General features: G+C 72.9%; 18 protein-coding genes. 10 read left to right on the top strand and 8 right to left on the bottom strand.

Annotated elements, in window-relative coordinates; genetic code table 11:
- Positions 1–38: 38 nt before the first annotated feature.
- Positions 39–2,186 carry a (Fe-S)-binding protein gene (locus tag AB0H37_RS16680; RefSeq protein WP_360613474.1) on the bottom strand — a complete coding sequence of 716 codons (2,148 nt, stop codon included), beginning with the start codon at positions 2,184–2,186 and terminating at the stop codon, positions 39–41.
- 272 nt (positions 2,187–2,458) lie between these two features.
- Here AB0H37_RS16680 and AB0H37_RS16675 point away from each other — a divergent pair, with 272 nt between their 5' ends.
- Positions 2,459–3,058 (top strand): TIGR03086 family metal-binding protein, encoded by a 600-nt coding sequence (locus AB0H37_RS16675; protein WP_360613472.1) that lies wholly within the window; start codon positions 2,459–2,461, stop codon positions 3,056–3,058.
- Here AB0H37_RS16675 and AB0H37_RS16670 read toward each other — a convergent pair.
- From AB0H37_RS16670 to AB0H37_RS16660, 3 genes are all read right to left on the bottom strand, one after another.
- Entirely contained in the window at positions 3,055–3,759 is a 705-nt protein-coding gene (locus AB0H37_RS16670) for a hypothetical protein (protein WP_329096791.1), read from the bottom strand. The genes AB0H37_RS16675 and AB0H37_RS16670 overlap by 4 nt on opposite strands.
- A gap of 80 nt (positions 3,760–3,839) precedes the next feature.
- Positions 3,840–4,262, bottom strand: a complete 423-nt coding sequence (locus tag AB0H37_RS16665) for a hypothetical protein (RefSeq protein ID WP_179831744.1) — start codon at positions 4,260–4,262, stop codon at positions 3,840–3,842.
- Between the two features lie 132 nt (positions 4,263–4,394).
- Complete coding sequence (locus tag AB0H37_RS16660) at positions 4,395–5,603, bottom strand: acetyl-CoA C-acetyltransferase (protein ID WP_360613469.1); 1,209 nt, start codon at positions 5,601–5,603, stop codon at positions 4,395–4,397.
- Between the two features lie 95 nt (positions 5,604–5,698).
- On the opposite strand from AB0H37_RS16660, the gene AB0H37_RS16655 reads away from it, so the two are divergent.
- Positions 5,699–7,309 (top strand): 3-hydroxyacyl-CoA dehydrogenase, encoded by a 1,611-nt coding sequence (locus AB0H37_RS16655; RefSeq protein WP_360613467.1) that lies wholly within the window; start codon positions 5,699–5,701, stop codon positions 7,307–7,309.
- On the opposite strand, the gene AB0H37_RS16650 is transcribed toward AB0H37_RS16655, so the two are convergent.
- Positions 7,299–8,792: an MFS transporter gene (locus AB0H37_RS16650; RefSeq protein ID WP_329096794.1), complete on the bottom strand. Its 1,494-nt coding sequence runs from the start codon at positions 8,790–8,792 to the stop codon at positions 7,299–7,301. The two genes, AB0H37_RS16655 and AB0H37_RS16650, sit on opposite strands and share 11 nt — an antisense overlap.
- A gap of 31 nt (positions 8,793–8,823) precedes the next feature.
- Here AB0H37_RS16650 and AB0H37_RS16645 point away from each other — a divergent pair, with 31 nt between their 5' ends.
- A complete protein-coding gene (locus AB0H37_RS16645; RefSeq protein ID WP_360613465.1) occupies positions 8,824–9,618 on the top strand; it encodes a TetR/AcrR family transcriptional regulator in 795 nt (264 codons plus the stop codon).
- Positions 9,619–9,658: 40 nt separating this feature from the next.
- On the opposite strand, the gene AB0H37_RS16640 is transcribed toward AB0H37_RS16645, so the two are convergent.
- The 3 genes from AB0H37_RS16640 to AB0H37_RS16630 form a co-directional block, all read right to left on the bottom strand.
- Positions 9,659–10,885, bottom strand: a complete 1,227-nt coding sequence (locus AB0H37_RS16640) for a CU044_5270 family protein (RefSeq protein WP_360613463.1) — start codon at positions 10,883–10,885, stop codon at positions 9,659–9,661.
- The gene (locus AB0H37_RS16635; RefSeq protein WP_360613461.1) at positions 10,882–11,520 is read right to left on the bottom strand and encodes a sigma-70 family RNA polymerase sigma factor; all 639 of its coding nucleotides are present in this window, start codon (positions 11,518–11,520) and stop codon (positions 10,882–10,884) included. The genes AB0H37_RS16640 and AB0H37_RS16635 overlap by 4 nt, the downstream gene beginning before the upstream one ends.
- Positions 11,521–11,643: 123 nt before the next feature.
- The gene (locus tag AB0H37_RS16630) at positions 11,644–14,997 is read right to left on the bottom strand and encodes a S8 family serine peptidase (protein WP_360613459.1); all 3,354 of its coding nucleotides are present in this window, start codon (positions 14,995–14,997) and stop codon (positions 11,644–11,646) included.
- A 201-nt stretch (positions 14,998–15,198) separates the two neighbouring features.
- On the opposite strand from AB0H37_RS16630, the gene AB0H37_RS16625 reads away from it, so the two are divergent.
- The 7 genes from AB0H37_RS16625 to dnaJ all read left to right on the top strand — a co-directional run bounded on the left by AB0H37_RS16625 (position 15,199) and on the right by dnaJ (position 22,463).
- Positions 15,199–15,918 (top strand): ATP-binding cassette domain-containing protein, encoded by a 720-nt coding sequence (locus AB0H37_RS16625; protein ID WP_329096799.1) that lies wholly within the window; start codon positions 15,199–15,201, stop codon positions 15,916–15,918.
- A complete protein-coding gene (locus AB0H37_RS16620; protein WP_360613456.1) occupies positions 15,915–16,634 on the top strand; it encodes a hypothetical protein in 720 nt (239 codons plus the stop codon). The genes AB0H37_RS16625 and AB0H37_RS16620 overlap by 4 nt, the downstream gene beginning before the upstream one ends.
- Positions 16,635–16,657: 23 nt before the next feature.
- Entirely contained in the window at positions 16,658–17,752 is a 1,095-nt protein-coding gene (locus tag AB0H37_RS16615; RefSeq protein WP_360613454.1) for a sensor histidine kinase, read from the top strand.
- Positions 17,749–18,423 carry a response regulator transcription factor gene (locus AB0H37_RS16610; protein ID WP_179831734.1) on the top strand — a complete coding sequence of 225 codons (675 nt, stop codon included), beginning with the start codon at positions 17,749–17,751 and terminating at the stop codon, positions 18,421–18,423. The genes AB0H37_RS16615 and AB0H37_RS16610 overlap by 4 nt, the downstream gene beginning before the upstream one ends.
- 261 nt (positions 18,424–18,684) lie before the next feature.
- Complete coding sequence (gene dnaK / locus AB0H37_RS16605; protein WP_329096803.1) at positions 18,685–20,550, top strand: molecular chaperone DnaK; 1,866 nt, start codon at positions 18,685–18,687, stop codon at positions 20,548–20,550.
- On the top strand, positions 20,547–21,200 hold the full coding sequence (grpE, locus tag AB0H37_RS16600; RefSeq protein WP_360613452.1) for a nucleotide exchange factor GrpE: 654 nt from the start codon (positions 20,547–20,549) through the stop codon (positions 21,198–21,200). Before dnaK ends, grpE begins: the two co-directional genes overlap by 4 nt.
- 84 nt (positions 21,201–21,284) lie before the next feature.
- On the top strand, positions 21,285–22,463 hold the full coding sequence (gene dnaJ / locus AB0H37_RS16595; protein WP_360613450.1) for a molecular chaperone DnaJ: 1,179 nt from the start codon (positions 21,285–21,287) through the stop codon (positions 22,461–22,463).
- Positions 22,464–22,468 lie beyond the last annotated feature (5 nt).

Genomic DNA, 22,468 nt, shown 5'->3' with positions numbered 1-22,468 from the left:
CCCGCCGGAGCGGGAACGGGGCCGTCGGGCAGGCGCCCCTATTCGGCGGCGACCGCCTCCTTCGCGGGGGCGGTGCCCTCGCCCTTGATGGAGCGGATCAGGAGCTGGGAGACGTCGACGACCTCCAGCGACTCCTTGGCGTCGCCCGCGTTCTTCTTCTCGTTGATGGCGTCGCCCAGCATGACCAGGCAGAACGGGCAGGCGGTGGAGACGGTGTCGGGGTCGGTCTCCAGTGCCTCGTCCACGCGCTCGGTGTTGATCCGCTTGCCGATGCGCTCCTCCATCCACATCCGGGCGCCGCCGGCGCCGCAGCAGAAGCCGCGGTCCTTGTGCCGGTGCATCTCCTTCGTCCTGACGCCGGGGACGGTCGCCATGATGTCGCGCGGCTGCTTGTAGACCTTGTTGTGGCGGCCGAGGAAGCAGGGGTCGTGGTAGGTGATGTTCTCCTCGATCGGCGTGACCGGGGTGAGCCTGCCCTCCTCGACCAGGTGCGCGAGCAGCTGGGTGTGGTGGACGACCTCGTAGTTCCCGCCGATCTGCGGGTACTCGTTGGCCAGGGTGTTGAAGCAGTGGGGGCAGGTCGCGACGATCTTCTTGACGCCGGCGTCGTTCAGCGTCTCGACGTTCTGCTGGCCGAGCATCTGGAAGACGAACTCCATGCCGAGGCGGCGGGCCGGGTCACCGGTGCACGCCTCCATGGGGCCGAGGACGGCGAACTTGACGCCCGCGATGTGCAGCAGCTCGGCGACGGCCTTGGTGGTCTTCTTGGCGCGGTCCTCCAGGGCGCCGGCGCAGCCGACCCAGAACAGGTACTCGGTGTCCTCGGAGACCTTGTCGTCGACGACGTCGACCTCGAAGTCGAGCTCCTCGATCCATTCGAGGCGCTTCATCTCGGACATGCCCCACGGGTTGCCCTTGTTCTCCAGGTTCTTCAGCATGACGCCGGCCTCGGAGGGGAACGAGGACTCGATCATGACCTGGAAGCGGCGCATGTCCAGGATGTGGTCGATGTGCTCGATGTCGACCGGGCACTGCTCGACGCACGCCCCGCAGTTGGTGCAGGACCACAGGACGTCGGGGTGGATGACGCCGTCCTCGCCGACGAGGGCCTTGTCCACCTCCATGGCGAGCTTCTGCTCGTCGGTGAACGCGCCGCGCGCGTCTTCCGACGCGGTGAAGTAGGGCGCCTTGGCCAGGGCGTGGTCGCGCAGCTCCAGGACGAGCATCTTCGGCGACAGCGGCTTGCCGGTGTTCCAGGCGGGGCACTGCGACTGGCAGCGACCGCACTCGGTGCAGGTCGCCATGTCGAGGAAGCCCTTCCAGGTGAAGTCCTCGATCTTGCCGCGGCCGAAGACGTCCTCGTCGGGGTCGGCCTCCTCGAAGTCGAGCGGCTTGCCGCCCGACATCATCGGCTGCGCGGCGCCGAGGCCGTCCGGGCGGCGCTTGAACATGACGTTCAGCGGGGCCAGGAAGATGTGCAGGTGCTTGGAGTGGACGACGAAGACCAGGAAGATCAGCGCGACGGCGATGTGCACCAGCAGGCCGACCGACTCCAGGACCTCCAGCGTGTGGTCGCCCAGCCCGTCGAACAGGTGGCCGACCAGGTAGGAGAAGTAGGCGCCCTTGCCGTAGGGGAGGTTGCCGCTGGCCCACTCGACGCCGCGGAAGAAGAACATCGTCCAGATCACGTTGAAGATCATGAACAGCGTGATCCAGGCGCCGGACAGGTGCGAGCCCTTGAACCGGGACCCTCGGTCCAGCCGCTTCGGCGAGTTCTTGATCCGGATCGCGGTGAAGACGATCAGGCCGGCGGTGCAGGCGAGGGCGATCGTGTCCTGGACGAAGCCGATCGGCGGCCAGGTCTGCAGGCCGGGGATCTTGGCGTCCAGCCCGAACAGCAGCGCGACGCCCGCCTCCAGGTAGACGGTGATCAGCAGGATGAACGCCCACATGACCGCGGCGTGCGCGGCGCCGGCGACGGTCCACTTCAGCAGCTTGCGCTGGCCGAGGACCTCGACGGCCTGGCCCTCGACGGCCTTGGTGGGCTCACGCTTGACCTGCAGCGTCCGCTGGGGGTCGGGCTGCCCGCTCTTGGCGATCGCGTACAGGAACAGCACTCGCCTCCCGGCGAGCGCCAGCGCGGCCGCCGCTCCGGCGAGCCCGATGACCAATGTGATCCAGAACACTGTTCCGTCCTCCTGGGGTACGGGCGATGGCAGCCAGCGTAGGGCTCGCGTCAGACTGCTCTCCATCCGGGGCCCGAATACTACTCGGTAGTAGCTTACGAGTCACATCCCCTGGTCAGAACAGTCTGCGCCGATGTCCGGACCGCTGAGGCCCTCGATCTTGGTCTTACCCGCGCAGCGATGAGTATCCGGCGGTTCCCGAGTCCATATCACGGGACGGGATACGTCCACCTGCGTCCCGTCCAGCGGTATACGAAACGGAAGGATCCCAGATGACCTCGATGCCCGACCTCGGTCCGGCCGCGCGGCGGATGGCCGGCCTGCTCGCGGAGGTGCGCGACTCCCAGCTCACCGGGCCGACGCCCGCCGGCGGGATGTCCCTCGGCACCCTCGTCGACCACGTGAACGGCCTGGCCCTGGCCTTCACCCGGGCAGCGGCGAAGGACTTCCCCGACGGCCCGTCGCAGCCGCCTTCCGCCGACGCCGCCCGGCTCGCCCCGGACTGGCGGTCCCGCGTCCCCGAGCAGCTCGACGCGCTGGCGGCGGCATGGCGCTCCCCGGACGCGTGGCAGGGCATGACCCAGGCCGGCGGCATCGACCTGCCCGGCGGCCAGGCGGGCCACGTCGCGATGAACGAGCTGGTCGTGCACGGCTGGGACGTCTCCCGCGCCATCGGCCGGCCCTACGACGCCGGTGCGGGCGAGATCGAGGCGTGCCTCGCCTTCGTCGCCCCGTCCGTCGAGCAGAGCGGCGGCCAGGGCGTCCCGGGCCTGTTCGGTCCCGCCGTCGACGTGAGCGGGGACGCGTCCGCTCTCGACCGCCTCATCGCCATGACCGGCCGGGACCCGTCCTGGACGGCGGAGCGGACCTAACTCTCGGAGCGCTCGGAGACCTTCAGGAGGAGGTCGTGGACGAAGTACGCCTCCATCGGGCGTCCTCCAAGCTGGAACGGCATGACGTGGTAGTACATGTACGGACTGCGCGTGGGCTCCCACCCGAAGAACGCCTCCGCCTCCAGCCGCAGGACCGACCAGGGGCGCATGTCGTCCGCCGACCGCATCGGCTCGCCCGCCCTGCGCACGAACCTCCGGTCGAGGACGTACTCGCCGACCTCGGTGTCCATGCTGGTGTGCTCCAGCCAGAAGTCGGGCCAGAGCGGGAGGGCGAACCGGTGCCTGGAGGGGCCGCCACTGACCGGATCGCCCAGGATCGCCGCCAGATCCTTGATCTTCGGTGACTGCATGGCGCGCCACCGGCCGACCTCCTCCACCAGGCCGGCCGGAGGGTCGTCGTAGGGCGCCGGGAGGGCAGGGAGAGACTCCGGGGCGATGCCGCGCATGTCGTCGAGCACGTACAGCTGATAGCCCTCCACGGTCATCGAGCGAGGGGGGCGCGGCTCGGGGTCGGCGAACCGCTCGCACGACCAGCACCACCACGGCTCGGGCCCGCCCATGCAGCCGCCGGTGAAGTAGATCTCACGACGCTCGTGCCGCCGGTACAGCTCGTCGCCGACGGGCATGCCGTACTCGACCGGGACCAGCGGACCGTCACACCGTTCGCACTTCGGACTCATGACCCCTCAGACGCCACCGGCCCCCCTCGTGTTCGGCGAAGGCGGCGGCGGATCGGAGCCGTCTTCGGGGGTCACGGGGGTCAGATGATGCCGCTGGTGTAGATCTTCGTGTACGCCTGGCTGCCGACGAAGGGGTTGTCAACGGCCCACAGGTACCCGTTCTGGTATTCCGGCACGTCGAAGTTGCACATCACCCAACCGCCGTCCGCACCGCGGTCGTTGAAGCATTCCCGGTACCACGACGCGGACGATTCGTTGTCCTGGAGCGTGGCGGCGGCGGACGCTCCGTTCGCCTTGGTGTCCTTCACCCACACGCGGTCGCCGTACTCGGCGAAGCATGCCTTCGCGCCGCTCGTCGACACGCACCAGACGCTGGAGTCGTCCTCGGCCGGCGGCGCGCCGCTCGGCGTGCCCGTCGCGGCCGATGCCACGGCCGCCGTCCCGGCCGTGATGAGCACCGCCGTCGCGGGAACCACCATCAGCGCGCGCATCAACCTGTTCATGCAATTCCCTCCACTGCCCAGCCGATTCGCTGGTCCCACGGTGACTCGCGACATCCAACCACGGGCCGCCCGCGACGCATGCGGCCGATGTGATCGCGGTGTAGGCGTTCCGGCGGCGCCACCGCGTGCCGGTCAGACCCGCTCGAAGATCGCGGCGAGGCCCTGGCCGCCGCCGATGCACATGGTCTCCAGCCCGTAGCGGGCCTCCCGGCGGTCCATCTCGCGGGCGAGGGTGGCGAGGATGCGGGCGCCGGTCGCGCCGACGGGGTGGCCGAGGGAGATGCCGGAGCCGTGCACGTTGACGCGGTCCCAGTCGGCGTCCTTCAGGCCCCATGCGCGGGTGACGGCGAGGACCTGCGCGGCGAACGCCTCGTTCAGCTCGATGAGGTCCATGTCGGCGAGGGCGAGGCCGGCGGCGGCGAGGGCCTTGGCGGTGGCGGGGACGGGCCCGATGCCCATCGTCTCGGGCGGCACCCCGGCGCGGCCCCAGGAGACGAGCCGGACGAGGGGCCGCAGGCCCAGCTCGGCGGCGCGTTCGGGGGTGGTGACCACGCAGGCGGCGGCCGCGTCGTTCTGGCCGCTGGCGTTGCCCGCCGTCACGGTGGCCTCGGGGTCCTTCCCGCCGAGGACGGGACGCAGCCTCGCCAGGCCCTCGACGGTGGTGCCGGGACGCGGGTGCTCGTCGGTGTCGACGACCGTGTCGCCCTTCCGCGACCGGACGGTCACCGGGACGATCTCCTCGGCGAACACCCCCGAGCGCTGGGCGGCGACGGCGCGCTCGTGGGACCGGACGGCCAGCTCGTCCTGCTCCCGGCGTCCGATGCCGTATTCGCGGCGCAGGTTCTCGGCGGTCTCCAGCATCCCGCCCGGGACGGGGTGGTGGACGCCGCCGGCGGTGACGCGGCCCCGCGCGAGCGCGTCGTGCAGTTCGAGGGACGGCCCGCGCACGCCCCAGCGCGCCGCGGTCGTGTAGAAGGGCGCGCCGCTCATGCTCTCCGCGCCGCCCGCGATGACCACGTCGCTGACGCCGGTCTGGATCTGCATCGCGGCGTTCAGGACGGCCTGGAGCCCCGACCCGCAGCGCCGGTCGAGCTGGGCGCCGCCGACCGTGACGGGGAGCCCGGCGTCCAGCGCGGCGACGCGCCCGATGGCGGGGGCTTCGGAGGTGGGGTAGCAGTGCCCGAGGATCACCTCGTCGATCGCGTCCCCGGGCAGGCCGGTCCGCTCGACCAGGGCGCGGACGACGGCGGCGGCGAGCTCGGCGGCCGTGACGGTCGTGAGGGCCCCGCCGAACCGGCCGATGGGGGTCCGCAGCGGCTCGCAGATCACCGCGTCGCGCATGGTGGTCTCCTCGGGACGGGGTCGCGGGGCACTTCGCAGGGTACGGCCCCCGCCCGGGAGGGTGGCGTCCGGGCTTGCGCCCGGTGGAGGGTTGAATGCTGGGTACCCATGGCGGTGGCGAACCGGGACGTGGGCCGGAGGGCTGGGCGAGCGCGGGAGGCGACGTGGAGCAGTGGGCGGGCCGGGCGACGACGATCCGGGTGATCGGGGCCGGGGCGATGGGGCGCGGGATCGCGCAGCTCGCCGCGGCGGGCGGGCTGACGGTGGAGCTGGCCGACCTGCGGACGCAGGCCGTGATGGAGGCGACCGAGTACGTCGCGGCCATGTTCGACAGGCTCGCCGCGAAGGGGCGCATGACGGCGGCCGACGCGCAGGCGGCGAAGGGACGGCTCCGGCCGGTCGGCGAGCCGCTCACCCCGTTCCAGGACTGCGACCTCGTCGTGGAGGCCGTCCGGGAGGACATGGAGACCAAGCGGGAACTGTTCAGGTCGCTGGAGAAGGTCTGCCCGGAGCACACGATCCTCGCGACCAACACCAGTTCGCTGCCGGTGACGGCGATCGCCGCCGCACTGGACGACCCGTCCAGGCTGGCGGGGCTGCACTTCTTCAACCCTGTGCCGCTGATGAAGCTCGTCGAGGTGATTCCGGGGACGCGCACGGCCGAGTGGATCCCGGACGCGCTCGCCGACCTGGTGAGGCGTCTCGGTCACACTCCGGTGCTCGCGCCCGACGCGCCCGGCTTCCTCGTCAACCACGCTGGGCGCGGCCTGGTGACGGAGGCGTTGCAGATCCTCTCCGAGGGCGGCGCCGAGCCCGTGGACATCGACCGCATCGCGCGGGACGTCCTCGGCCTGAAGATGGGGCCGTGCGAGCTGCTCGACCTGACCGGGATGGACGTGTCGCACCCGGTGATGGAGTCCGTCTGGACGGGCTTCTACACCGAGCCGCGGTTCCGCCCGTCCAGGATCGGCAGGGCGCGCCTGGAGGCCGGGCTCCTCGGACGCAAGACCGGCGAGGGCTTCTACAGGTACGTGGACGGGGTGAAGCAGGAGCCCGCCGAGGCCGGCGTCCCCGCCACCGATTTCCGGCCCGTCTGGTTCCAGGAACCGCAGCACCGCGAGACGCTGGGGATGCTGCTGTCCGAGGCCGGGGTGGAGGTCGAGGCGGGTGACGAGCCGACCGGGGAGGCCCTCCTGCTGGTCGACGCATCGACGGACATGAGCGTCGCGGACCAGGTCGCGAACGGCCTCCCCGGGGAGCGGACGCTGGGGATCGACGGGTTCTTCGGGTTCTTCAGCCGGATCACCCTCACCGTGCAGCCCGCGCTCGATCCGGAGGCGGGCCGCGCGGCTCTCGCCTCCCTGCTCGCCGCGGAACGGCCGGTGACCGTCGTGCGGGACGCGCCCGTCGCCGTCGCGCCGCGGCTGCTGGCGTCGATCGTCAATGTGGGCTGCGGCATCGCCGAACAGCGCCTCGCCGCCCCGGAGGACATCGACACCGCCGTCCGGCTCGGGCTCGGCTACCCGCGCGGGCCGCTGGAGTGGGGCGACCACGTGGGCGCCGAGCGCGTGCTCGGCGTCCTGAACCAGATGCACGAGTCGACCCGCGACCCGCGTTACCGTCCGAGCGCCTGGCTGGCCGAGCGGGTCGCGCTCGGCCTGCCGCTCACCGAGACGGGGACGGCCCCGTCCGACCTCATGTCCTGACGGCCTCCGGCGCGTCCGCGGTCACGGGACGGCGGGCGCGCACGACGAACGCTGCGAACAGCGCGGCGGCCAGCATCGCGCCGCACGCGGCGAACGAGGCGGTCGACACCGCGTGGGCGAAGGCGTCGCGTGCGGTGCGGGCGAGGCCGGGGTCGCCGAGGGCCAGGGCCTCGCCCAGCGAGTGGCGCGCCGCCGCGGGCGCGGTGCCCGGCAGGTCGCGGGCGTAGGCGGCGGAGACGACGCTGCCGAGGACGGCGACGCCGAGCGCGCTGCCGAGCTCCTGGCCCGCGTCGTTCACCGCCGAGCCGACCCCCGCCTCGTCGGGCGGGACGGCGGCCATGAGCGTGCTGTAGGCGGGCGGTGTGCCGAGCCCGGCGCCGAATCCGAGGACGACGAGTCCGGCCGCGAGCGCGGCGTAGCCGTCGTCCGGTCCGGTCAGCCCGAGGGCCCCGAACGCGGCCGCGAGGACGCAGAACCCGGCGACGAGGGCGGGACGGGCACCGAACCGCGATTCCAGCGACGCGCCGAGGCCGTTGCCGAGGCCGGCGGAGACGGCGACCGGCAGCAGCGCGAGCCCGGCCTTGAGCGGCCCGTAGCCGTGCACGAACTGGAGCAGCTGGGTCAGGGCGAACAGCATCCCGGCCAGGGCGAACCCGAACAGGGCGATCATGGCGGCGGCCCCGGAGAAGTCGCGGTCGCGCAGCAGGCGCAGGTCGAGCATCGGCTCGGGGTTGCGGTGCTGCCAGGCGGCGAACAGCGCCAGCGCGGCGGCGCCGGCGGCGAGCCCGCCGAGCGTGCGGGCGCCGGTCCAGCCGTGCGCGGGGCCGGAGATGACCGCCCACACCAGCGCCGACATCCCCGCCGTGGACAGCACGGCGCCGGGCACGTCCGGGCGGCGGCGCACCCCGCGCGACTCGGGGACGAGGACGAGCAGCCCGGCGACGGCGGCAACGGCGACGGGGACGTTCACCAGGAAGACCGAGCCCCACCAGAAGTGCTCCAGCAGGAACCCGCCGAGCGTCGGCCCCGCGGCGAGCCCGACCATGGAGGTCGCGCCCCAGATGGCGAACGCCTTGCCCCGCTCGTCCGGCCCGAACACCTGCGCCATGATCGACAGCGTCCCCGGCATGAGGAACGCGCCCCCCACGCCCATCAGCGCCCGCATCGCGACGAGCTGGGCGGGGCTCTCCGCGAAGGCGGCGAGCAGGGAGCCGGCGCCGAACAGGGCGAAGCCGGCCAGCATCGCGCGGCGGCGCCCGTACCGGTCGCCGAGGCTGCCCGCCGTGATCAGCAGGCCGGCGAACACCAGCGAGTAGGCGTCGATCACCCACTGGACGTCGGACGTGGTGGCGTCGAGGTCCCGCAGCAGGGACGGGATCGCCACGTTGAGGATCGTGTTGTCGACCACGACGACGAACAGGCTGAGGCACAGCACGCCGAGGATCTGCCAGCGCCGCGGATGCGGGGCGGGGGGTTCGTCCATGACCACTCCCAATTCTCGTACAGCGTTCGAGTTGACTCGCACACTGTACGACCTGACTCGCACGGTGTTCAAGTCCCGGTACCCTGTACGAGAACTGGGGAGGGGCATGCCGATGGCCGAGGAGAACAGGACGCCGTCCGTCTGGGTGCGGCCGGAGCGCGCGCGGCGCGCCCAGCCCGCCCTCAGCCGGACGCAGATCGTCGACGCCGCGCTCGACCTGCTCGACGCCGAGGGGCTGGACGGCCTCAGCATGCGCCGCCTCGGCACCCGCCTGAACTCGGGTGCGACGTCGGTGTACTGGCACGTCGCGAACAAGGACGAGCTGCTGGAGCTCGCCCTCGACCGGGTCATGGCCGAGGTGGCGGTCCCGTCCGGGGACGACTGGCGGGCCGCCGCGACCGGCTACGCGCGCAGCCTCCGCGCGATGATCCACCGGCATCCGTGGACGGTGACGCTGTTCGGCGGCCGCCCGATGATCGGCCCGAACGCGACCCGCGTCCTGGACGAGGTCCTCGCCGCGTTCGGCTCCGCCGGGTTCACCGGCTTCGACCTCGAATACGCGTGGTCGGCGGTGGTCGACTACGTCATCGGCGCGGCCGGCAGCGAGGCGAGCTGGCAGCGCGCCCAGCCCGGCACGTCCGCCGCCGAATGGGTCGACAACCTCGGCCCCTACCTGGACCGGCTGGACGAGGAGCGCCCCGGTCTCGCGTCCCACATCCGCGAGATCTGGATGAAGGAGACCGGCGACGTCCTGGAGGGCCGCTTCGCGTTCGGGCTCGCCTGCGTCCTCGACGGGCTGGAAGCGCGCAGGCCCCCCGCCCGGTAGCGGGCGGGGGGCCTGCGGCGGACGCCGGCCGGGAACCCGATCAGAAGGGCAGCTCCGCGGGCGGCTTCGGCCTGGCGTCGGTCCAGCCCGCCCCGCGGACGGCCTGGTACTCGATGACGAAGCCCGGCTTCATCCGCGCGTACGGACCGCCCGGCTGGGTCAGCACGTACTGCCGGGACAGCAGCGCGCCGGTCCGCTCGTCGAAGACGATCGTCTGGCGGGCGCGGTAGGTCCCCTGCTCGGCCTTCGGCCCGCCGTACTCCCCGGTGACCGTGACGGCGCGGTCGTCGGAGGCCAGCGCGACGCCCCGGCGGCCCAGCGGGTCGGTGACCCGGCCGATCGCGTGGACGCCCGGCTGCGCGGCCAGCGCCCTCATCAGGCCCGACCGCACCTTCGGCGGGATCGGCGTGCCGAGCAGCGCCGACACCCGCATGATCTTGAGGGTGGCGAGCTGCCCGGGCCCCAGCCGCAGCTTCTCCGCCTTCGCCCGCTTCGGGTCCCGGCCGACCGCCATGGTCATCGCGTCGTCGTCCAGGAACATCTCGGCGAGCTTGGCCGGGTCGGTCGGCAGGTTCCGCAGCTCCTCAACCGACTTGTCCAGGAACGTCCCGCCCCCCTCCCGGTCGATGCCGACCTCGGGACCTTCCGACCGCCACCTCGACGCCCTGGTGGTGTAGGTGAAGTAGTGGTCGTTGGACCAGACGCGGATGGCCGACGGCGACCCGGCCTTGCGCCACAGCGCCTCGTCCTCCGGGGTCTGCGGGCGGGCCGGCAGGTCACGGGCGTAGTAGGCCTCGCCCATGCCCTTCCTCGCACCGGCCCAGTTGAACGTCTCGTCGTGCGCACCGAAGATCGCGTACGTTCCCGTCCTCGCCCGCACCACGTAGGCCTGTCCGCTGATCCTCTCGGCGGACCAGTAGTTGCCCGTCGGCTGCTCGGCGGCCTTGTCCGCCGCCACGAGCACCGCCTGCCTGCCGAGGTCGAGGGCCCCGGGGGGCGCGTCCGGCGGCGAACCCGGCGAACCCTGGCCGGTGACCACGATGGCGACGGCCGCCGCGACTCCGGCCGCGACGAGCCCGGCGCCCAGCTGGACCGGCCGGCCGAAGCGGCGCCTTCCCGTCCTGGACGGCCGGACGCGCTTCCCGCCCGGCGCCATCGCGTCCTCCAGCCTGGCCAGCGCCCGCGCCGACGCCTCCGCCGACGGGGGCGGCGGCTCGCCCAGCAGCCGCCGGAGCCGGGCCGTCTCGTTCATGTCGATCTCGTTCACGCGGGGGTCTCCTCAACGATCAGCGCGGGATTGGTTCCGCCGAGCGACTCCCTCAGGCGGCGCCGGGCACGGTGCAGGCGGGACGCGACGGTGCCCGTCTTGAGGCCGAGCGCCTGCCCGACCTCCTCGTAGGTCAGGTCGGCCAGCGCCACCAGCAGCAGGACGTCCCGGTCCCCGCGCGGCAGCCGGGCCAGCGCGTCGGCGAGGTCCGCGCCCGCGCCGCCCGCCGTGACGCGCGCCGTGACCCGGTCCTCGTGGCCGTCCTGGACGTGCTCGGCGGGCGTGCGCGCCAGCGCCCGGTAGCGGCGGCCCTCCGTCCGCCGGTGCAGCCCGATCAGCCGGGTCGCGATGCCGTACAGCCACGGGCGGACCGTGCCGCGGTCGGGGTCGAACCGGCCGCGCTTGTTGAACGCGGCGAGGAAGGTCTCGGCGGCGATGTCGTCCGCCGCGTCGGCCCCGAGGCGCCGCGCCGCGTACCCGTGGATCGCGGGGAAGTGACGGTGGAAGATCTCCGCGAACGCGGCGGGCTCGCGCCGCGACCGGACGATCGCCGCCGCGTCCGAGGCGTCGGAGCCGGAAGCGTCCGGCTCCGCACCGGAACGGGACCCGGGATCCGGCGGGTGGTGGTGGGCCATGGGGGTGATCCTCGTCGTCGGGGGAGTGCTCGGTCACCCGTTCTCAACCGATCCCCCGATCACCCTTCACGCGAACGCGCCCTCCGCCCGGACGTCGGGCGGAGGGCGCGCGGGCGGACGCGGCTACCGGACGCGGTAGGCGCGGATGATGCGCTGGTCGACGCCGCTGCCGCCCGCGTCCTTCGCGCTGACGCGCAGCGACACGGCCTGCCCCTTGACCGGCGCCGGGAGCGGAGCGCTGAACCGTCCGCCGCCGAGGGACCTCGCCTGGACGGCCTGCCAGGTCACGCCGTCGTCCGCGGACGTCCAGAACCGCAGCCCGGTGACCTCGGCCCGCCCGGAGCCCGCCATCCGTGCCACGGTGAACAGGGCGGGCTCACCGGACGGCTGGTTGAGCAGGTCGAGTTTCAGGTCGTAGTCGACGAGAAGGAGCGGCAGGTTGGCGCTCCTGTGGCCGGACGGCTCGCTGGAGCGGAACGTCCAGGACGTCGACGTGCGGGTCGACACCGGAATGACGGCCGACGCGTCGTTCTCGTACGTCAGCCGGTACTCCGCCTCCGTGGACGGGACGGTGAACGCGCCGAACGGGCCGTTCTTCTCGCCGACCTTCTCGTCTCCCGCGAACAGCGCCAGGTGCCCCTTCACCTCGTGCATGGCGCAGTCGAAACCGTCCGGACGGGTCTGGAGGTCGACGAGCGCGACGCGCATGCTCTGCCCGGTGCGGGCCGCGGGGTACCGGGCGCAGCCGCTGGGCGTGACGCCGGTGCCCGAATAGGGCCCGGGGCGCAGCGGCTGGCGGCCCCAGCGCTCGGAGACCCGCTCCCCCGGCTTCAGCTCGCTGAAGGGCGCCTGGTCCACCCAGAACTCCTCACCGAACTTGACGAACCCCTCGTCCCCCCACAGCAGGCCGGGGCCGGTCGAGACGTAGTCGGTACGGGCCGTTCCGGGCTTGACGTCACCGCTCCCCTCGAACGCCGGCAGGCCCTCCGGGGTGGTGCCGTAGCGCTTCTCGATCATGGGAGTGCCCGGGTCCCCGTCGAACGCGGCGAACCGCTGGTCGACGCGCGCCATCCGCTGGAGCTCGGCGCCGGTGACCACGTGCGTCAGATCGGCGGGGACGCCGTTGCCCAGGGGGTGGAGGACGTCGTAGACCGTGCCGGGCGCGGTCAGCCGATGGTTGGTGTACGCGCGGAACGTCCCGGTCTCCACGCCGTCCATCGGCTGGGCGTACACGGGCGCCTTCGCGGGATCGAAGGCGTACGCGCTGAACCACCACAGCCCCTGGCCCGCGTCGCGGACGATGTCCGCGGACACCATCGCCTGCTCGGTCTCGGTGCCCTCGACGCGCGCGCCGACCCGTACGGCGGCGGCGCCGTCGAGCGTGACGGTCGTGGGCCCGCCGACGACCACCTCGGGATCGCCGGCCAGGGCCGAGCGCCGGTCGCCGCCGTCGTCCACGTTGCCGAGGACCGAGTAGCGGCCGTCGGGGACGCGGACCGTCGCCGTCCCGGTGGCGTCGACCCACTCGGCGAACAGCGCCATGTCCGCCAGGTTGACCACCGTGGCCGAGGCGGAGAAGTTCGCGGGGTCGGTGCCGGGCAGCGGCGTCGCCCTGATCGTGAGATCGTGCGACGGAGGCTCGACGTAGAACGTCACGGGCGTTCGGAGGACGGCGCCGCCGCCCTCCGCCGTCACCACGGCCGTGTACAGGCCGGGACGGCCGGCGAGCCCGGCCGCGTCCACGGTCAGCGGGGCCTCGCCGGTTCCGCCCGCCGGGACCTCCACATCGGACGGGACGCTCGCGGCGCCGTTCGCCGGGTGACCGCCGCGGTCGACGACCTCCACGCTCAACCGCATGCGGACGGCCTCGGGGGCCTCGGACGTCCAGCCGAGCTTCGCGGACAGCGCGCCGTGCTCGGGGAACCGCGACGTGCCGAGGTCGACGATGCCCTGCGCGGGGAGGACGGGGCTGCTCGCGGCCTCGCCCACGTCGAGGCGCCCGGCACCGCGCTCGTAGGCGTCACCGCCGGTCGCGGGGTCGGCCGTCCCGACCAGGGCGGCCTTGAGCCGGGAGGGCTCCCAGTCCGGGTGCTTCGCGGCGAGCAGCGCGGCGGCGCCGGCGACGTGCGGCGTGGCCATCGACGTCCCGGACGCCCTGGTGTAGGCCGCCCCGGTCGGAGTGCCCATGGCGGTGCCCTCGGCGCGGGCCGCGATGATGTCGACGCCCGGCGCGACGATCTCCGGCTTGGCGACGTGCCCGCGCGGCCCCCGGCTGGAGAACTCCGCGAGCCGGTCGCGGGCGTCGACCGCTCCGACGGTCAGCGCGGCGTCGGCCGTACCGGGCGCGCCGACCGACCCGACCAGGCCGTCGTTGCCCGCCGCGACGACGAACAGCGTCCCGTGCGTCTTCGTCAGGTCGTTCAGGGCCAGCGAGAGGGGGTCCGTGCCGTCGGTGGGGCCGCCGCCGAGGCTCATGTTGACGACGTCGGCGCGCGGCGCGGCCCACTCCATCCCGGCGATCACGCCGGAGTCCGTGCCGGAGCCCTCGTCGTCGAGGACCTTGCCGATCAGCAGGTCCGCCTGCGGGGCGACGCCCCTGCGCTCCCCGTGGGAGGCGGCGCCCGTTCCGGCGACGGTCGAGGCGACGTGCGTGCCGTGCCCGACACGGTCGAGGGCGTCGGCCGCCTCGGAGAAGTTCCTCGTCTCGACGATGCGTCCCCGGAGGTCGGGGTGCCCGGCGTCCACGCCGGTGTCCAGGACGGCGACCTTCGCGCCCTTGCCGGTGTATCCGGCGCTCCAGGCTCCCGGCGCGCCGACCTGCCGCAGATTGCGGTCGAGCCTGTCCGCGTGAGCCGGGGCGAGGGCGCCGGGCGGCGGGGCGAAACTCGCTTTGACCCTCCCGTCCAGCCAAATGTGCCTGATGCCGCCGGTGGCCTTGACCGACGGCATCCCGGCCAGCGCGTCGCCGAGGCGCCGCGCGCCGCTCTTGGGCTGCCGGGCGGCGACGGCGCCGATGCTCGGGAGTTCCCGCGTCGTGGCGAGCGTCCCGCCGAGCGCCTTGCGGGGGCTCGTCCCCGCGGACCGCTGCACGATCAGCGGCAGGTCGTCGCTGCGGGCGTCGTCGTAGCCCTGCGCGATCAGGGCGGTGACGTCGAACAGTTCGGGATCGATCACCCGGCCGACCAGGCCGGCGACGTCGACCGGGGTGACCACGACGTGCCCGTCCGGACGGATCTCCTTGCGGAACGAGCGCTTCTCCCGGCCCGGGGCGGGGGTCACCGAGACCATGGGCGGACGGCCCTTGACCGTCCGCACCCCGACCACGTCCCCGGTCAGCAGGGTCACCTTCCAGGAGCGGCCGGTGTCCAGGCCGCCCGCCGGGCCGGGTGCGGCCTGGGCGGGCGGCGGGACCGCGGCCAGCGCCCCGGCCGCCAGCAGGAGGCCGAGCAGGGCCCGGCTCCGGCGTCTGTGGGTCATCGAGTCTCCTCAGCCATCGCCGTCCCGCGATGGGACGGTCGATGTTGATCAACCGCAGCGGCTGATCGGCTTCACGGCGGAGACTCGATGGGCCCGGTTCCGGAGCCGAACGACGAAGGGCGAAAGTCATGCCGCGGTCGGAGAACGGGTTTCGACCGTGGTCGGATGACCGGGAGACGCGGGCGGCCGAAGCTGGGCGGCATGACATCACAGACGAAGGCTCCCCCGGCGATCAGGGTCGAGGGGCTGACGAAACGGTACGGCCGGCGCACGGTGGTCGACGATCTGACGTTCACGGTCCGGCCGGGCGCGGTGACGGGCTTCTTCGGCCCGAACGGCGCGGGCAAGACGACGGCGCTGAAGGCGGTCGTGGGACTGGCGCGGCCGTCGGCGGGCACGGTGTCGGTCCTGGGAGCGCCGGTGGCCTCGACGGTGCCGGACGCGCGCCGGATCGGCGTCCACATCGAGCCGTGCGGCGCGCACCCGGCCCGGTCGGCCCGCGCGCATCTGCGGGCGCTGGCGCTGTCGGCGGGGTTGCCGCGCCGCCGCGTCGAGGAGGTTCTGGAGGTCGCCGAGTTGACGCGGGCGGCGGGCCGCCGGGTCGGCGCCTTCTCGCTCGGTATGCGGCAGCGGCTCGGGCTCGCCGCCGCGCTGCTGGGCGACCCGGAGATCCTGGTGCTGGACGAGCCGGCCAACGGGCTGGACCCCCAGGGGATCCGCTGGCTCCGGACGATGCTGCGGGAGAGGGCGGCGAAGGGCGGCACGGTGCTGCTGTCCAGCCACCTGCTCGCGGAGGCCGCGCAGACGGTCGACGACGTGGTCGTCATCGACCGTGGCAGGCTGGTGCACGAGGGACCGATCAGTGAGGTGGAGTCGCTGGAGGACGTGTTCCTGGAGCTCACCGGAGGGTTGGAGCGGTGATCGGCCTGCTTCGAGGGGAACTGCTCAAGTCGATGACGACCCGTGCCGTGTGGGGATTCGCGGCCGGGGGGATGGCCTTCGCCGCCCTGAACGCGGTGCTCGTCGCCGTGGCGTCGGGAACGCTCGACGAGGTGCCGGAGAAGAAGGAGGCGCTGTCGGGGCTCCCCGTCCTGCTGCTGCTGTGGGGACTGGTCGGCGCGGCGGGCGAGTACCGCCACCGGACCGCCGCGCCCACGGCGCTGGTGGCCCGGCGCGGCCGCGGAACCGTCCTCTCGGTGCGGATCGCGGCGTACGCGCTGACCGGGCTCGGGCTGGCGCTGCTGATCAACGCGGTCGCGGTCGGCGTGGCGCTGCCGCTGCTGGCCGACCAGCCCGGTCCGGACCTGACGTCCGGCCAGGTGGCCGGGGTCGTGGCGGGCAACGTCTCCGCGCTCGTGCTGGCGACGGTGCTGGGCGCGGCGCTCGGTGCGCTGATCCGCGTCCCGGTCGTCGGCGCGGTGGTCCTGCTGATCCTGGCACTGGTGGTGCAGCCCCTGGTGGGCGGGGCGTATGAGCGGGAGGCGAACCTCTCACCGTTCGGCGCGGCGGGCATCATGACGGGCGGGACCCACAACACGACCCTCACGGTCACGCAGGCCGGCGCGGTGTTCGCGGTCTGGACGGTGCTCGTGGTGCTGGTCGCGGTCGGGTTCGAACGACGGCGTGACCTGGCGTGAACGTCGCGGAGAGGATTCGGGCGGTGCGGGGCCTGCAGGCCGCGCACCGCCCGGTGCTGTTCGACATCGTGCTCGCCGTGGTGGCGACCGTCGTGGAAGTGGGGCTGCTGTTCAACGACGGCACCCGGGCCGCGCCCCTGCCGATCGCCGTGACCGTCCTCGCCGGTGCGGCGCTCCTGGCCCGCCGCCGGTTCGGGGTGGCGGTGACGGCGGTGACGGCCGTGACGGCCGCCGCGGTGACCGCGGCCGGGTACTCGCCCGGAGGCGCGCCGGCCGTCGTCGCGCTGTGGTCGCTCGCCGGAACACGCGACCGGCGCGTCTCGCTCGCGGTGCTGGCACCGATGGTCGTGTTCCTGGAGGCCGACAACATCTGCAGCCCGCCGGTGTCGATCGGGGCGTGGATGCTGGGCGCCTACATGCAGACGCGCCGCCGCTACGTCCAGGCGGTGGAGGAACGAGCCGCCACCCTCGAACGCGAACGGGAGCAGCTCGACCTGATCGCGGCGCAGCGCGAACGCGACTCGATCGCCCGGGAACTGCACGACATCGTCGCCCACTCGGTGACGGTGATGCTGATCGGGGTGCGCGGCGCCCGCGACGTCCTCGCCACCGAACCGCAGGTGGCCGCGCGGACGCTGGAGCGGGTGGAGACCAGCGCCGAGCAGAGCCTGGCCGAGTTGCGCCGGATCCTCGTCCTGCTGCGCGGGCGGGAGGCGGCGGACACGCGACCGCAGCCGTCACTGGCGGACCTGGGCGAACTGGTCGCCGGGTACCGCGCGGCGGGGCTGCCGGTCCGCCTGGAGATCGCCGGGGAACCGCTGGACCTGCCGAGCGGGGTGGAGTTGTCGGCCTACCGGATCATCGAGGAGGCGTTGACCAACGTGCTGAAACACGCCGGGGCGACACTGGTCACGGTACGGCTGGACTACCGCGGAGCGGACCTGGAGGTCCGGGTCCACGACGACGGGGCGGGAACCGGCGACCCGGGTCCCGGCGGGCACGGCCTGGTGGGGATGCGGGAGCGGGTCGCGGTCCTCGGCGGCGAGCTGGAGACGGGCCGGGGCCCCGGCGGCGGGTTCCGGGTAGCGGCACGGCTGCCGATCGGGGGGCGGGCGTGACGATCCGGGTGCTGATCGTCGACGATCAGGAACTGATCCGGATCGGTTTCCGGCTGTTCCTGCAGACCCGGGGCGACCTGGAGGTCGTCGGCGAGGCCGCGGACGGCCGCGAGGCCGTCGAGCGGGCGGCGGAGCTGCGGCCCGACGTCGTCCTGATGGACGTCCGGATGCCGCGGATGGACGGCGTCGAGGCCACCGCCCGCCTCACCGCTGCCGGCCGTCCGCCTCGCGTGCTGATCCTCACCACCTACGACCTCGACGAGTACGTGTTCGGCGCGCTGCGTGCGGGGGCGTCGGGATTCCTGCTGAAGGACGCGCCCCGCGAGCGGCTCCTGGAAGCGATCCACGTCGTCCACCAGGGCGAGGCGCTGCTGTCCCCGTCGATCACCCGCCGCCTGATCGAGGACTACGCCGACCGCACCGACCCGGTCCGGCCGTCGCCGGACCTGCTGACCGCGCTGACCCCGCGCGAGCGCGAGATGCTCCTGCTCGTGGCCCAGGGCCTGTCGAACCAGGAGATAGCGGCGCGGCTCGTCGTCACCGAGGCCACCGTCAAGAGCCACGTCGGCAGCGTGTTCGCCAAGCTCCACCTCCGCGACCGCGTCCAGGCCGTCGTGCTGGCCTACGAGCACGGCATCGTCGTCCCGGGCCGCCGTCCCGACCCTCGCTGAGGACGGCCGATCACGGTCGGGACGGGGACGTCGCCGTCATGGCCGGTGGGCGGACCCGCCGACGGAACCCGTGCCGGGAACCGGAATAGGGCACTCATTCGTCCTGTTGTAGAGGTCGTCAGCAAAGTTGAGTCCGGCCGACTCAAGTCATTTGACAAGGACGAGGGCGCCGGGCAACCTAGCGGACAGAAGACTCAACCGGCCGCGCCTCGGGGGCGACCGGGGCTGCGATAACACCGGATACGACGGAGGACGAGAAACATGGCACGTGCGGTCGGCATCGACCTCGGGACGACCAACTCGGTCGTCGCGATCCTGGAGGGCGGCGAGCCCACCGTCATCGCGAACGCGGAGGGGTCGCGGACCACGCCGTCCGTCGTCGCCTTCGCCAAGAACGGCGAGGTCCTGGTCGGAGAGGTCGCCAAGCGCCAGGCGGTGACCAACGTCGACCGGACGATCCGGTCGGTCAAGCGCGAGATGGGCACCGACTGGAAGACCAAGATCGACGACAAGGACTTCAACCCGCAGCAGATCAGCGCGTTCGTGCTGCAGAAGCTCAAGCGGGACGCCGAGTCCTACCTGGGTGAGACGGTCACCGACGCGGTCATCACCGTCCCCGCCTACTTCTCCGACCACCAGCGGCAGGCCACCAAGGAGGCCGGCCAGATCGCGGGCCTGAACGTCCTGCGCATCATCAACGAGCCGACCTCGGCGGCGCTGGCCTACCACCTGGAGAAGGAGAACGAGGCCACCATCCTGGTCTTCGACCTCGGCGGCGGCACGTTCGACGTGTCCCTGCTGGAGGTCGGCGACGGCGTGGTCGAGGTGAAGGCCACCAGCGGCGACAACCACCTGGGCGGCGACGACTGGGACAACAAGGTCGTCGACTGGCTGGTCGAGCGGTTCAAGAACGCCAACGGCGTCGACCTGGCCAAGGACAAGATGGCGCTGCAGCGGCTCCGCGAGGCCGCGGAGAAGGCCAAGATCGAGCTGTCCGGCTCGTCCGAGACACAGATCAACCTGCCCTACATCACCGCGTCCGCCGAGGGCCCGCTGCACCTGGACGAGAAGCTCACCCGCGCCGAGTTCCAGCGGATGACCTCCGACCTCCTGGAGCGCACCAAGGCGCCGTTCCAGCAGGTGCTGAAGGACGCCGGCATCTCGGTGAAGGAGATCGACCAGGTCGTCATGGTCGGCGGCTCCACCCGGATGCCCGCGGTCTCCGAGCTGGTCAAGGAGCTGACCGGCGGCAAGGAGCCGAACAAGGGCGTCAACCCCGACGAGGTCGTCGCGATCGGCGCCAGCCTCCAGGCCGGCGTGCTCAAGGGCGAGGTCAAGGACGTCCTGCTGCTGGACGTGACCCCGTTGAGCCTCGGCATCGAGACCAAGGGCGGCATCTTCACCAAGATCATCGAGCGGAACACCACGATCCCGACCAAGCGGTCGGAGACGTTCACCACCGCCGACGACAACCAGCCGTCCGTGGAGATCCAGGTCTACCAGGGCGAGCGCGAGATCGCCGCGTACAACAAGAAGCTCGGCACCTTCCAGCTCACCGGCCTGCCGCCGGCGCCGCGCGGCGTCCCGCAGATCGAGGTCACCTTCGACATCGACGCCAACGGCATCGTGAACGTCAGCGCGAAGGACCAGGGCACCGGCCGCGAGCAGTCGATGGTCATCACGGGCGGCAGCGCGCTGCCCAAGGACGACATCGAGAAGATGATGCGCGACGCCGAGCAGTTCGCCGAGGAGGACCGCCGGCGCAAGGAGGAGGCCGAGGTCCGCAACCAGGCCGACACCCTCGCGTACTCGACCGAGAAGTTCCTGCGGGAGAACGACGAGAAGGTCCCCGCGGAGCTGAAGACCGAGGTCAACGACGCGGTCGCCGAGGTCAAGAAGGCCCTGGAGGGCACCGACGTCGACGCGATCAAGGGCAGCGCCGAGAAGCTCGCGCAGGTGAGCCAGAAGATGGGCGCCGCGATGTACGCGCAGAACCCCGAGGGCGCCCAGGCCGGCGCCGAGGACCACGGGCCGACGGCCGGCGCCCAGGGCGGCGAGCCGCAGGACGACGAGGTCGTCGACGCCGAGATCGTGGACGAGGACAAGCCGAAGGGTGATGCATCGTGACGTCCTCTCCCAACGGGGGCGAGGAGAAGGAGGGCCCGGTGATCCGCGACAAGCGGCGCATCGATCCCGAGACGGGGGAGGTCCGGGCGCAGGCGGGGGAGTCCTCGCCGGCCCCGGAGGCCCCGGTGGGCGGGGGCGGCGCCAAGGCCACGGGTGAGGAGGACTCCGCGCTGAAGACCCAGCTGGCGGAACGGCTCGCCGACCTCCAGCGCCTGAAGGCGGAGTACGACAACTACCGCAAGCGCGTCGAGCGCGACCGGGTCGCGGTCCGCGAGCAGGCCCTCGGGCAGGTGCTGTCCGAACTGCTCCCGGTGCTGGACGACATCGGCCGCGCCCGGGACCACGAGGAGCTCACCGGCGGGTTCAAGTCCGTCGCGGAGAGCCTTGAGGCGGTCACCGGCAAGCTCGGCCTGGAGCGGTACGGGGAGAAGGGCGAGCCCTTCGACCCGGTCGTGCACGAGGCGCTGATGCACTCGCTCTCGGCCGAGGTGACCGAGACGAGCGTCACCGACGTCCTGCAGCCCGGCTACCGGATCGGCGAGCGGATCCTGCGGCCCGCCCGCGTGGCGGTGGCCGACCCCGACCCGGGCTCCGGGGCCGGCGAGCCCGGCGACGGGCCGGGCGACGCGGACGACGAACCGGGCGAATGACTCCCAGGGGGCCCGCCCGCGAGGGCGGGCCCCGCAGGGGCCTGAAGACATGTGGCAAGTGGCGATAGCAGAAGGCGGGGCGCCGTGAGCACCAAGGACTACCTGGAGAAGGACTACTACAAGGTCCTCGGTGTCGCGAAGACGGCCTCGCAGGAGGAGATCAAGAAGTCCTACCGGAAGCTGGCCCGCAAGTACCACCCGGACGCCAACAAGGGCGACGCGGAGGCCGAGGACCGCTTCAAGGAGGTCTCGGAGGCCTACGACGTCCTGTCCGACGAGAAGCGCCGCAAGGAGTACGACGCGGTGCGCTCGATGCCGGGCGGTTTCCGCGGCCAGCAGGGGGGCGGGTTCGGCTTCGACCTCGGCGACCTGTTCGGCCAGACCGGCGGCGGGACGCAGCCGGGCGGCGCCGGGGAGCGCATCGGCGACCTGTTCGGCGGCCTGTTCGGCGGGCGCGGCGGCGCAGGCGGCGGCACCCGCACGGCGGGGACGCGGCGCGCGCGGCGCGGCGCGGACGTCGAGACCGAGGTGACCCTGTCGTTCGGCCGCGCGATGAACGGCGTCACCGTCCCGATCAAGCTGACCAGCGAGGCGGCCTGCAACGGCTGCCGCGGGACGGGCGCCAAGGCCGGCACCGTGCCGCGTGTGTGCCCGAACTGCGAGGGCACCGGGCACGAGACCCGCAATCTCGGCAACTTCGGCTTCCAGGAGCCGTGCAAGGAGTGCCGCGGCCGGGGCCTGGTCGTGGACGACCCGTGCCCGATCTGCCACGGCAGCGGCCGCGCGACCGGCACCCGCACGATCCAGGCCCGCATCCCGGCGGGCGTGGCGGACGGGCAGAAGATCCGGCTGAAGGGCAAGGGCGCGCCCGGCGAGAACGGCGGCCCGGCCGGCGACCTGTACGTCAACATCAAGGTGCTGCCGCACAAGGTGTTCGGGCGCAGCGGCGACAACCTGACGCTGACCGTCCCGGTGACCTTCCCCGAGGCGGCGCTCGGCGGCGAGATCCGGGTGCCGACCTTCCAGGGGCAGCCCGTCACGCTGAAGCTGCCCGAGGGCACCCCGAACGGCCGCAAGTTCCGCGTGAAGGGCCGGGGCGCGCCGCGGCGCGACGGCACGAAGGGCGACCTGCTGGTCACCGTCGACGTGCACGTCCCGCAGAAGCTCGACGAGCAGACGCGCGAGGCGCTCGACCGGCTCCGGACGGCGGGGACGGGAGACGACCTGCGCGCCGACCTCCTCCAGCAGGCCAGACAGGAGTGATCTTC

This window comes from Actinomadura sp. NPDC023710 (assembly GCF_040639875.1).
Classification (GTDB): domain Bacteria; phylum Actinomycetota; class Actinomycetes; order Streptosporangiales; family Streptosporangiaceae; genus Spirillospora; species Spirillospora citrea.
Note: the sequence above shows the minus strand (reverse complement) of the source record. Positions and strands in the feature narration are given on the sequence as shown.

Coding starts and splice junctions, on each gene's coding strand:
- AB0H37_RS16675 (WP_360613472.1), top strand. CDS start 2,459: ATGACCTCGATGCCCGACCTCGGTCCGGCCGCGCGGCGGATGGCCGGC.
- dnaK (WP_329096803.1), top strand. CDS start 18,685: ATGGCACGTGCGGTCGGCATCGACCTCGGGACGACCAACTCGGTCGTC.
- AB0H37_RS16650 (WP_329096794.1), bottom strand. CDS start 8,792: ATGGACGAACCCCCCGCCCCGCATCCGCGGCGCTGGCAGATCCTCGGC.
- AB0H37_RS16635 (WP_360613461.1), bottom strand. CDS start 11,520: ATGGCCCACCACCACCCGCCGGATCCCGGGTCCCGTTCCGGTGCGGAG.
- AB0H37_RS16655 (WP_360613467.1), top strand. CDS start 5,699: ATGCTGGGTACCCATGGCGGTGGCGAACCGGGACGTGGGCCGGAGGGC.
- AB0H37_RS16660 (WP_360613469.1), bottom strand. CDS start 5,603: ATGCGCGACGCGGTGATCTGCGAGCCGCTGCGGACCCCCATCGGCCGG.
- AB0H37_RS16670 (WP_329096791.1), bottom strand. CDS start 3,759: ATGAGTCCGAAGTGCGAACGGTGTGACGGTCCGCTGGTCCCGGTCGAG.
- AB0H37_RS16665 (WP_179831744.1), bottom strand. CDS start 4,262: ATGAACAGGTTGATGCGCGCGCTGATGGTGGTTCCCGCGACGGCGGTG.
- AB0H37_RS16630 (WP_360613459.1), bottom strand. CDS start 14,997: ATGACCCACAGACGCCGGAGCCGGGCCCTGCTCGGCCTCCTGCTGGCG.
- AB0H37_RS16625 (WP_329096799.1), top strand. CDS start 15,199: ATGACATCACAGACGAAGGCTCCCCCGGCGATCAGGGTCGAGGGGCTG.